The sequence below is a fragment of the Sphingobacterium sp. JUb20 genome, from assembly GCF_004342035.1.
GTDB classification, from domain to species: domain Bacteria; phylum Bacteroidota; class Bacteroidia; order Sphingobacteriales; family Sphingobacteriaceae; genus Sphingobacterium; species Sphingobacterium anhuiense.
Map to the genome: position 1 here is coordinate 158,628 of NZ_SLYV01000013.1, position 10,064 is coordinate 168,691.

Here is a 10,064-nt window from a genome sequence, read left to right on the forward strand (position 1 = left end):
CTATCCCCGTTCCTTACCGAGGGTTGACATGCTTGTCAATGCTATCCCTCGGCAGAATCGGAATCCACAGGTAGTGAAACTTTATTTATTTTTTTTCTAATATGAGTTCTTGATTCTTTTCTACTGCAGCTTTAGCTTTTATGATCATCATAAGCTGTTCTTCCCACAGCAATTCGACAGACTCGCCACGGATGGTCAGTACTTTTCTACTGTCTTTGACAATAGTCAGTTTTTCAACCCGTACATCAATCCCAAAGTGCTCATTCAGATCGTTCAATATCCTTTGGCAGTATTCTTCCCGTTCTGTTCGAGCAGGTACAGTCAGTTCATAACAGTATGTGGATATGGGGTCACCTTTATACTTTGGTAAAAACTGCTCAGTATGCTCCCCTAATATCAGTATCTGATCGGTCGGAAAGTTTGCAGGAAGTCCCAGTGCAAATAGATAGATCTCATAAATGGCCATATTGACCAGTGATATCCGAAGCACATCGGTACTGTCATTTCGAACCACTGAGCTAAAGGAATCCGACGGTTCTAACAAGCGTATCATCAACGAGTAATAGCGCTGTGGCGGTCTTTCCTGCATCAGATATTTCATCGCCGACTGCTTGGAGCTCTTAGTAGATGATGACTCAGGCTTCTTAAAAAATCGTTCTGGTAAAAGTGTTATCATAGTTCGTTTTTTGATAACGTCGACCGGATTTTCACTCAAATACGAAAACATTTCTTCCTCTCGGGATAGCGCATAGCCGTCCCCTTTGCAAGTTTTTTGCATTATTTTAAGGTTTAAATTGGTTCCCTTATACCCTACCCGATTGGACATAACTTGGGCATTAAGGAAACCAGGTTAAAAAAATAAAGAATGAAAATGCAATTATATAGTCTTCGTCAATTGGTTATTTGTAGTCTCCGCTATTGCATAATTTGGATTAAAGAACAAAACCGACTTTTATAATATTAATGTATTACGATAAAATATTAACGCACATTATTTGCTTTACTAAAGGAAAGATTGTACTTTTAAAGTGGAAAAAGAAAAGTAGGCCTCCGATCCTGTTTTTTTTGGAGCATATATAATTGTGCACTAATAAAATAAAAGTCGGTAACATAAAACCATTCAGGAATGGTAAGAAGCTGATAATAACCGATCAAGAGCTCGCATTTTTTAGTATCAGGTATGGTCATCACACCATGCTTTCTACTATCTGCGCACCTTTTGATTTGGTACTAGTTTCCCCTAACCTATATTGGCAGTATGTTTTTTATTAGCGAGCTATTGTGGTGCTCGTATAACGTTCTTTAAAAGTTTTAAAAAGGCGAACCGATAACCATGATCCTGGATCTGGTGAGTGGTGGTTCTGTTGGTGGTTACTTTTTGTTCAATCATAATTGTTTTGGTTATGTGAACAAGCCGTCTAGAGAAGAGATAAATGAATTACCAGAAGACTGGTCCTCACTCCTTCTGTTTTGGAGGAAAATCCGGCTAAAGAAAAACCTTGGAATATTAATAAATTAATATTCTTACCCACAGAAGTACAAACGCAAGGACCGTCTTGCCGGCATATGATCGATAAAGATACAATATTCCAGCATTACATAGACGATCCACGTGTACTCTCTAGGGATTATTTCTAGCCGGATTTATTCCCAAATAGAGAGACTCGTTCAATTAACAGTTACCTGTTAATTAAGCTTCGCTATTATTATTAACACAAATATACAATAATTGATTTTAAACAGCAAGTTATTTCCAAATATTTTTTTATGATAAAAATTAATCGTCTTAAGGAAGTTTTTATTGAACAGGGTATCTCTAACCTAACTATTGTTGAATTGTTCAATGTATCAGAATCCACTGTGTCTAGATGGGTTAATAATAAGCAACAACCAGATCTTTTAAAATTTTACAAAATAGCTGAATACTTAAAAATAGACATTAGAGAGCTATTACATTCTACAAAATGGTAATAAAATTTAGAAGATCAAATTAACAATTATAAATGAAGAAAATATCAACAAATACATCTTATAAGGAGCAATAAGTGGCTTGAGTAGCTGGATATACGACATTTACTTTGCGATTAGTAGGCTGGGAAATACACAATAAAATATTATACTAATATGGAATACCTTATTAAATCACTGGAAAAAAATCTTTTAGAACTTGATAGGGAAAGCATTAAGAGGAAGCTAACAGTAAAAGAAAAAAAACAAAAGGAATATCTAAAGTATGAAATCTACTGGGCTAAATTCAAGAAATTTAAAGCAGATTTTGAGAGACTAATCCTAACTGATGTAGAAAAACTAGCGAGTAGTTTAAAAAAACCTCTTCTGGAAAAAAAAATTGTGATAAGAACCGAATCGCATATAAAAAATAGTACTAGATTTTTTGAACCTGATCTTCCTTTTTATATGATCGTATCGATTAGTAATAAATCCAATAGCCTAATTAATCGTTGGGAAAAATCTCCTTTTCTTTTAATAAAAGGCAATCATGAAAATGGTACAGTTGAGCTTTTTGATGTTAATCAAGACCTAACATATGTGTCTAGTTTTATTAAAAAAAATGTATGGGATTTTCCCATAGAGCAGTTTAAAATAGATGAGTATAAGTTTACTTTATTTAAACCACATATTGAAAAGTGGCTAGATAGAAATGTAAATAGAATTCACAATAGCGAGTCCTACAAAAAGAAGTATAAGATTGTTTGATCTGCAAGCTGACCAAATTTAAAGAATTACAATAATCAATTATATAACCAAAAAACAAATGGATCTATCCTTTATTAACATAGGAACAACGGAAATTGTAAGTACCCCATTTTTCCTACAGCTAGAATTGGACTTTTCTAATTTACTGATCTCCTCCCAATTTTAGGAGCATTGTAAAGTAGAAAAATTTGCTGTTTTGACCTGATTTTCAATAAACATTTCAGGCGTTAAATCCCCTAAACAGCTATGGGGTCTGAAGGTATTATATTCGTGTCTCCAGTCTTCAATTTTCTGCTTGGCATCCTCCAATGAAAGGAACCAATTGGTATTTAAACATTCGTCTCGGAAGCTTCCGTTGAACGACTCAATATACGCATTATCCGTTGGTTTTCCAGGTCTGGAGAAAACGAGTTCAACTTTTTGTTCGTAGGCCCACCTGTCCATTTCTTTTGAGATAAATTATTCACTTTTTTTTATTTTTTATTGGTGTTCATGATTACTTTGTAATTCTGATCCATTATCCACTTGAATTTTCTTTGGCTTAGCTCCTTTAAACAACCTCAGTTCTTCAAGAACTTCTACAACCTGATAGCCCTTTATACCCTGTCCAACATGGATTGCAATACATTTACGGCTATAATTATCCACTATAGTTAAGCAACGGATTTTCTTCCCATCAAACAGTGCGTCGGAGACAAAGTCCATGCTCCAGCAGTCATGTAAATTGGAAAATGAAGGTCTTTCAGAGCGATGCGAAGCAGCCCGACAGCGTCTGGGCCGTTTACTTCTCAAGTTCAACCCTTCTTCTTTATAGATGCGATAAATCCTTTTATGATTATCTGGCCATCCCTCACGCCGTAAAAGTATATAAATCCGCCAAAGCCCATAACGTACTCGAGTCTCAGCAATATCTCGTATTCTTAAACGTAGGGAAGTATCTGCACGCTTACAACTTTTGTAATACCACATGGATCTGTTCAAAAGTGAGATATGGCAGGCCCTGCTTAAGGAGACTCGATAATCGGAAATCAAGCCTTTGACTATTTTACGACGCAGGAAAGGCTTCAATACTTTTTTTTTTAATACATCCTGCAACATCTGCTTATCCAAGCTCAGATCTGCAACAAGTTTCTTAAGTTGTGCGTTCTCCTCTTCTAACTGACGTAACTTTCGTAGTTCAGAAACCCCTAAACCACCGTATTTCTTCTTCCAATTGTAGAATGTTGCCTCGCTGATACCCAGCTTGCGACATACTTCCTCCACTCGGGTCCCGGTCTCGGACTGCTTGATAGCAAAAGCAATCTGTGCCTCGGTAAACTTCGATCTTTTCATCGTTTTTCCTCCTATTTAAAATTAGTAATTCTGGTCCGAATTCTATACTTTTAAAATGTCCAGTTTTTTGGGAGGAGGTCAAAATGGCACTTCTTGTTATCCCTCCTCTTCTAGTAGTCATATATACTATTTATCATATCATAAACCAAGATGATTTGTCTGGTAGTAAAAAGATTATATGGATGGCGGCAGTACTACTCTTGAATATTTTTGGATGTCTTTTCTACTGGTTAATAGGTCGAGAGAAGGTTAAAGTTATATGAAACATAAATTTACAATTCCTAATTTACCAGATTCTAACTTTGAAATAGAAGTTTCATTTTGGATTAATTTTCCAAAAAAATTAGAAAAATCCTAAACAACTATCAAAGAAACAAAAAAAATAATTTTAGTAAAAATATATAAATATTTTACTATATTTATAAAGCTAATTATGTACTTTTGCGCACCTTTAAAAGGACTTAGGAAAATATGAAATTTGATATCTTTGAATACTTTATTTTTAAATCTTTAATTCATTTACAAACAAATGGAAAAGATAATGATTTGAGTATTTTAAAATGCGTCAAATTATGTTTCTTTTTCTCAACAGTTGAAGATGAAGAAGGTGACTCATTACTTGAAACATTCAACGACATATATGCAATGCCTTTAGGTCATGTAGAGGCATCAATATACAGTGCTATGAAAAATGATAATTATAGATTTTTTTCATTTGACAGAGTAAAAACAAGTCTTAAAGTTGACCGTTTATCATTTGATAATTTTGATCAAGAGATTAAAATTATTGTAGATAGAAAATTTCAAATTCTCCTAACAAAGAATCCAAATTTACTTTTTATGTCTGCATATGATCTTGTTGAACTAAGTCATCAATGGTTTTCATGGCGATATTTTTATAGTGAAGCTAAAAAAAATTCACTATTAAAAATGAAAATTCCTACAGAGGTTGTTAAAACAGAGAATAAAATCTATTTGTTTTAATAAGTATGGCTGAATATTTAGATCTTGTAGATGATACTATAAAAAAGTTTATCTCAAAGCTTTCGTACATTTTAAATCCGGATATAGAGGGTGATAATTCTACAAATCCAAATATTCAAGACACAGATGGAATTCACAAAATTCCCACAGAGGAAAATAATTTAATAAAAGAGGATTTAAAGTCACAAGCTCCCACTCTATTAGAACAGATACCAGCAAAATCAATAATTGATACTAAAGACACATTAATTGCTGATGACGGATCATTTATTTCTGTCAGTACAAAAACAAAGAATATTGCTATTGGCCCAAATCTTCAAACATCACCAACTGAAGTCGATGTTGCAATTTTTGCTGAAAACGGTCAGAATTTAGTTATAGATGCAATAACATATTTATGTTACAGTATTTTCTCTGGTGAATTTCTAAATCTCGATAATCCTGAATTAGAAATTGAAAAATTAATCAAAAAGTTAGAAGAAATACTATCAATAACTGATGAAACAGAAGCTGTTAATGATCAAGTAATAAAATTTATAATTCCATTAACACATTGTTTAACATCCTACAAAAGTTTCCACGTATTCTTTGCAGCTAATTTCACTAAAGACAGAATTGAAGATTTTTTTCATATTGAAGATGAAATAGTTGATCAATTAAATTTATTAATACCTAAAATAAGAGATTTTGTCAATCTCTTTCTTCTTCTGTTAGCCATAACCAGGGAAGATCTTCAAATTAATAGTGACATATCTGATTTAAAAAGATTAGCAGCTCTTTCTCATCAGCTTGAAAAACTCTCTCATGTTCATAAATCTATAGCTCTTGCTTTAGACACCAAGCTTAATTTCTTAATTTATAAGTGGAATCAACGTTATAAAAGAAAAAATCCAGAAGGTGATATACAATTTAGAGTGGGAAATAAACTTAAATCTTCTAGTGATACGAGTAAAAAAATTACTAAACTCAAAGATTGGCAAGAAAAAATTCACTTTCACTACGATTTTTGTACTGATAAAAATAGATACAAAAAGTACATTCATGATATCGTGCTAAAAAAGAGAAAGTCACTTGTTAAATTAAGCTTTTTAGAAATCCACTCGCTAATAAAATTTTATAAAGATATTGTCCCCAGTGAAGAGGATTTGAAAGAAATTTTAGATCATCTTTTATTATTTGATAAATCGAAAAATAAATATGACCAATATTGTATCGAAATAATAAGAAATTATGCAATAAATAATTATTTCTCATTAATTACGGAAACAAAAAAATTAAATCTAGAAGCATATCGCGACATTTATCACAAATGCAAGGCTAAACTAAATCATTTCAGCAATAATTATTTTCTTCAAAAAAAATATTTAGAATACGTATTGGATAAAATTGACAAAGAATTTGAAAAATCATCAAGTGATACAATAATTAAAACATATGAAGACTATTCAAAAGTAATAAATGATGAATGTAATCAAATTTTAGACGAATATTGGAATAATAAAGAATGGTCAAAAGTACATAACAACTACATTTTTATTTTACCCTCAGCAGAGTCATTTGTTGATCTTTCAGAATTAGATCAGGATCTACCTAAAGTTTTGTTTTTCACAAGTTTTGTTCTTCCAGATTACAAAGATACTATTGAGCACGATTATTCTAAAATTAGACAAAAATTTAGAGAAGTAAAGTCCCTTTCAAATGTTATAAAAAATCTCAAAACTGATTTGAAAGATCTTGCACACTTAAATAAAGAATTTGATAAAAAAGATTTGAAATCAATTGAAATTATTAGCTTATTTACTGCAATAATAACTTTTGTACTCTCATCCATACCAGCATTTAAATTCGTTGAAACTGTTCACCAGGCATCATTATTCATGTTAGCATTGGCAGCGTCCTTAGGCTTATTTATAATAGTAATTTTCGGTTTCACGCGAGGTTTTGGTGAAATATATTCTTCATTTAGAAATAAAATGATAGCATTTGTCATCACTTTTATTTTCATTGTAACAGCATATTCCTTAGTGAATTTTGAAAATAGATCTGTTGATGCACTGATAAAAAAAAGAATTAAAAGTAAATTAGAATTTGAAGCTACAGATAGTTTACTTAAGCATACGGTAGATGAAACAAAAATAAAAACATCCAGACAATAAATAAAATTGATATTCTCGGTTGTGTAACTTAAACTGTGTCATTGGATAATTAACCTAATTCTAAAAGCCTCTATCCAGCTTGAGCCTATCTCCAAATTTAATATAAAGTTGAGATATCTTCAAACCCCAGTTTTGCATCGGCATTGTCCACTTTTTAGAGATGTCCTTTATTATCAAGAACATCAACTTCATAAGAGCCTGCTCAGAACTGAATGTACTTTTAGTTTATTCATTCGTATTTGTTTTTATAGGTATTCATGAGCTCGCTATGCTCGGTTACGTAATTTTACGGACCTGACGGTGCATTCCTTCAATAGGAGAAGTGCGGTAAATAGTCTTGCGAACCTGCTTATCCATTTTAAATTACTCTCTCAATTTCAGACTAAATTGATTTTAATATTTCGGTTCCAATATACTGATTCAATTCACCTGCTTCATCTAAGATAGAAAACAAACCGATCTTAGCGTGAAACTGTCTTGCGTTATAAACAGCATGTAGATTTGTATCATCTAAGGTTATATGGTGCGGGTAGAGTAACATTCCTCCTGTTGCTTGCCAATAATCTGAGTAGACATAGATTTGTCTTAAATCTTGCGAAGATATACTTTCATAGCTATAATTCTTCCATTTGCTATCAATAATATAAACTTGCTTAGTTTCTTTATGTTGTAAGATGATATCGGGTCGAATGATTTTGTTCTTCCAAAACTTCCTTTCCACTTGACTTGTAACCAGCCAGTCTTTCGATGCTTGCTGAATTTTCACCAACAAATATTGCTCCCATAGATTGTTCATGTTAAACATAAGTGCTAGCATATTTTCAGAACCTGAATTTACATTAGGAGCATAATTAAGGATAATCAAACGAGCGATTTCAATAACTCTTCGGTAAGATTCGTTTTTACGTGAATAACTCAACGATTCAAAGGTCTTCTTGGTAATATTTACATCTTTAACTTCAGGGAAGTGTAATTGAACAGTTTTACAACGTCCATAGCGGTAGGTGCCCTTAGATAGTTTTCCGACAACTTTTAACGCGATATTTATAATTTGATGGAGCAAATGGTCTGTGCCATAAACTTGATGTGTTGTATAAAAACGTTCTTGATGAACGTTATTACGCTGAATATGGCCTGAAAATTTTAATTTACCTTTCAGTGCTAAAGTATTTTTAGTCTCGGAATAGTATTTTTTGATTAGGCCACGATGCTGTAAATGCTCTACTTCAGAAAGAAACCAGTCAAAATAGATATCCAAAAGATGGATGTCCTGTTTATCAACGAAAGCATTACCCACTTGCTCTACACGAAGATGCTCTGTTTGCTGAAGCATCTGGATCAATACATCTCGCCACTTAACCTGTACTGTGACACGTTCTATTTTTGGCAACACCTCAATGATAAGATTATCTATCTGAAGAACACCAACATAACTCTTGAATTTCACACCGTCATAAATGGGTATAAAATACTTTGCGCCATGCAATTCATTGAATTTAAGTAAAGCATCAAAATAATGCTTTTCAAAACGAAATAGCTGTCCACCTATATTTTTATAAACGTGGTTTAATAAAAGCACGTCGTGCTCATATACTTGAATGACTTGATGCACTTTAACGGAGGAGTTTATTCACTGCTTCAACTATTGTATCAGCTGTAATTTCGTTAAATTGATAAGTTGGCTTCAAATTAGGTAATCGATTTACAAAAGACAAACTAGGAAACAATTCGTCTGCTTGAATATCCTTGTTATCTAAACTGATAAAGCCTTCACCCAATACTAATGCGATCTTTTCTTCATCGTGGTAAAAGTATTCCTGCAATAAAGGAACAATACAATTTTTAAAAGCACTCGCTAGATCCTCTAAAGTTTTAACATTGATGAAGTATGAGTGACCTATCTGATGATTAACATCTAATAAGGCTACAATACGCATATTAATAAGCGTTAATATAGAAGCTAAATCTATCAATTGACCTTCATCAGTTTTTAAAATACCCTCGCAGTCTTTCAAAGCTCCATCTGTACGTATTAATATTGGATCCGGCATCAGCTCTGTGAAGGCAAATCGCCTGCGAAGAGCATTATCTAATGCTTCAACAGATCGATCTGCTGTATTCATCGTACCTATTATATAGAGGTTGCTTGGCACCGATAAAGTTTCTTTGCTATAGGGTAAAGTAACTTCAAGAGCTTCATACTTTCCTGATCGTTTAGATTCCTCTATCAAAGTAATAAGCTCTCCAAATATAGCTGACACGTTACCACGATTGATTTCGTCAATTATAAGTACATAGTTTTGTTCCTGCGCAACTTTATTTACGCCCCGTTCTACTTTTAAATCATTATAGGTTTGTAATCTGTTTAAAATTGCGGGATAGTATATACCTACGCCAGCTTTAAAGTCGTATTTCTTCCCGTAATAAAGATCTTCAAGAGTTTTTATACTCAAAGTATGACCTGTGCCTCCACTCGCTTTCTTAAATTGGATGGAGGTATTCGTAAATCCAATGATTGAATAATCGTACCCTGCTGTCTTTAATGGAAAAGCGATCGTGTTATCATCTTCCCAGTCTAGTTTCAATTTATCAAATACTTCTTCAAATGGTTTTTTTAATCTATTAATAGATAAGTTTAATGTAATATTTGTTTCAGCTGCCTTGCATATGTTTCTAAAAATGCCTGGTTGCACGTCATATTTCACAAATGTATCACTAGGCATTGGTTTAAGGGGCTTAATCCCCTCGACAAAATCCTCATAACTCATACTCTGGTGAAAAGTTGTAAGTAGCAACTTTGTATCAACAGATTTTAGCAAAAGTAATTCACCATTACATTAGCTAAAATTAAAAAAAGGCCGCATCTTTTGGTGTGAA

Annotated in this window: 8 protein-coding genes and 1 pseudogene; 5 read left to right on the forward strand and 4 right to left on the reverse strand. The window is 32.8% G+C overall.

The window, feature by feature from the left end; genetic code table 11:
- Positions 1–85: 85 nt before the first annotated feature.
- The gene (locus tag EDF66_RS20970) at positions 86–778 is read right to left on the reverse strand and encodes a hypothetical protein (RefSeq protein WP_132844851.1); all 693 of its coding nucleotides are present in this window, start codon (positions 776–778) and stop codon (positions 86–88) included.
- A gap of 989 nt (positions 779–1,767) precedes the next feature.
- On the opposite strand from EDF66_RS20970, the gene EDF66_RS26630 reads away from it, so the two are divergent.
- Both EDF66_RS26630 and EDF66_RS20980 read left to right on the forward strand, forming a co-directional pair.
- The gene (locus tag EDF66_RS26630) at positions 1,768–1,971 is read left to right on the forward strand and encodes a helix-turn-helix transcriptional regulator (protein WP_132844853.1); all 204 of its coding nucleotides are present in this window, start codon (positions 1,768–1,770) and stop codon (positions 1,969–1,971) included.
- A gap of 153 nt (positions 1,972–2,124) precedes the next feature.
- Positions 2,125–2,715, forward strand: a complete 591-nt coding sequence (locus EDF66_RS20980; RefSeq protein ID WP_132844854.1) for a hypothetical protein — start codon at positions 2,125–2,127, stop codon at positions 2,713–2,715.
- A 162-nt stretch (positions 2,716–2,877) separates the two neighbouring features.
- Here EDF66_RS20980 and EDF66_RS20985 read toward each other — a convergent pair.
- A pseudogene (locus EDF66_RS20985) lies at positions 2,878–4,047 on the reverse strand (IS3 family transposase).
- Between the two features lie 83 nt (positions 4,048–4,130).
- Between EDF66_RS20985 and EDF66_RS26635 the strand changes: the two are divergent.
- The 3 genes from EDF66_RS26635 to EDF66_RS21000 all read left to right on the forward strand — a co-directional run bounded on the left by EDF66_RS26635 (position 4,131) and on the right by EDF66_RS21000 (position 7,187).
- Complete coding sequence (locus tag EDF66_RS26635; protein WP_132844856.1) at positions 4,131–4,310, forward strand: PLDc N-terminal domain-containing protein; 180 nt, start codon at positions 4,131–4,133, stop codon at positions 4,308–4,310.
- A 208-nt stretch (positions 4,311–4,518) separates the two neighbouring features.
- The gene (locus tag EDF66_RS20995; protein WP_132844857.1) at positions 4,519–5,031 is read left to right on the forward strand and encodes a hypothetical protein; all 513 of its coding nucleotides are present in this window, start codon (positions 4,519–4,521) and stop codon (positions 5,029–5,031) included.
- Positions 5,032–5,036: 5 nt separating this feature from the next.
- Positions 5,037–7,187, forward strand: coding sequence for a hypothetical protein (locus tag EDF66_RS21000; protein WP_132844859.1), 2,151 nt, complete (start codon positions 5,037–5,039; stop codon positions 7,185–7,187).
- A 382-nt stretch (positions 7,188–7,569) separates the two neighbouring features.
- Here EDF66_RS21000 and EDF66_RS21005 read toward each other — a convergent pair whose 3' ends face one another.
- Together EDF66_RS21005 and EDF66_RS21010 are read right to left on the reverse strand one after the other, a co-directional pair.
- On the reverse strand, positions 7,570–8,799 hold the full coding sequence (locus tag EDF66_RS21005) for an McrC family protein (protein WP_165902484.1): 1,230 nt from the start codon (positions 8,797–8,799) through the stop codon (positions 7,570–7,572).
- 1 nt (position 8,800) lies between these two features.
- Complete coding sequence (locus EDF66_RS21010; protein ID WP_132844862.1) at positions 8,801–9,955, reverse strand: McrB family protein; 1,155 nt, start codon at positions 9,953–9,955, stop codon at positions 8,801–8,803.
- Positions 9,956–10,064: the final 109 nt, after the last annotated feature.

Excerpts from the sequence above, each read along its gene's own strand:
- EDF66_RS20970 (WP_132844851.1), bottom strand. The coding sequence starts at position 778 with ATGCAAAAAACTTGCAAAGGGGACGGCTATGCGCTATCCCGAGAGGAA.
- EDF66_RS26630 (WP_132844853.1), top strand. The coding sequence starts at position 1,768 with ATGATAAAAATTAATCGTCTTAAGGAAGTTTTTATTGAACAGGGTATC.
- EDF66_RS20980 (WP_132844854.1), top strand. The coding sequence starts at position 2,125 with ATGGAATACCTTATTAAATCACTGGAAAAAAATCTTTTAGAACTTGAT.
- EDF66_RS26635 (WP_132844856.1), top strand. The coding sequence starts at position 4,131 with ATGGCACTTCTTGTTATCCCTCCTCTTCTAGTAGTCATATATACTATT.
- EDF66_RS20995 (WP_132844857.1), top strand. The coding sequence starts at position 4,519 with ATGAAATTTGATATCTTTGAATACTTTATTTTTAAATCTTTAATTCAT.
- EDF66_RS21000 (WP_132844859.1), top strand. The coding sequence starts at position 5,037 with ATGGCTGAATATTTAGATCTTGTAGATGATACTATAAAAAAGTTTATC.
- EDF66_RS21010 (WP_132844862.1), bottom strand. The coding sequence starts at position 9,955 with ATGAGTTATGAGGATTTTGTCGAGGGGATTAAGCCCCTTAAACCAATG.